This is a genomic window from Thiolapillus sp. (assembly GCF_048562965.1).
Taxonomy (GTDB): Bacteria; Pseudomonadota; Gammaproteobacteria; order Chromatiales; family Chromatiaceae; genus Thiolapillus; species Thiolapillus brandeum_A.
Window position 1 is genome coordinate 1 of sequence record NZ_JBHNMF010001307.1, and the last position, 711, is coordinate 711.

A 711-nucleotide genomic window follows, 5' to 3' on the forward strand; every position below is an offset into this window, starting at 1 on the left:
AGCAGTGGTGGCGCCAACAAAAGCCAGCGCAACCACGATCTAAGTGTGTGGCTAGTGCATTCCAGACAGTGATTTGTTTTTTTGGCATTCAGAAGGTATAAAGATGTAATGGTGAATCAGAGGTGAATCAGACAAGTCGTGGTAGTCGGGAGCAGCTACCTATCTGGCGTGATGCGCAACGCCTGTTGTCTATCTGCGTTATGTGGATGATATGATGTTGTTGCACAATGACAAGCAGCAACTTGCCCATTGGCATTGGGAAATCGCCCGTTTCCTTGAACAGTGCCTGGCACTAAAACTGCGGTCCGACGCGATGATTGCCCCCATTTCGCAAGGCGTGAACTTTCTCGGCTACATCACGCGTCCACACTACCGGCTGGTGCGGCACAGGGTGGTGAACAATTTGAATCAAAAGCTCGCGGCTTTTGAATCTGGATATATTCGCGGACAAGGGAGTAGCACTCATGGTCAGTCACTGCAAGCACTTCGCAGCTGTATGGCAAGCTATCTGGGATACTTTCACCACGCCAGCAGCCAGCGACTGATTGCCTCGCTGTGGCAAAAATGGCCTTGGCTGGGGCTATTACTGGCTTGGCTGGGGCTATTACTGGATTATCAACAGGGCCAATTACGCTCCCTGTGGTTGCCCACCCGTGTTACGGGTTATTCCAGCCAGGTGCGCTTTTTTCGCAAACGCTTCCCTCATGCGCG

1 pseudogene is annotated in these 711 nt (G+C 51.9%); it reads left to right on the plus strand.

Going from position 1 to position 711, the window contains the following annotated elements:
* Positions 1 to 211 precede the first annotated feature (211 nt).
* Positions 212 to 711 (plus strand): annotated as a pseudogene (locus ACOCD2_RS23990) (hypothetical protein); the annotation flags it as partial.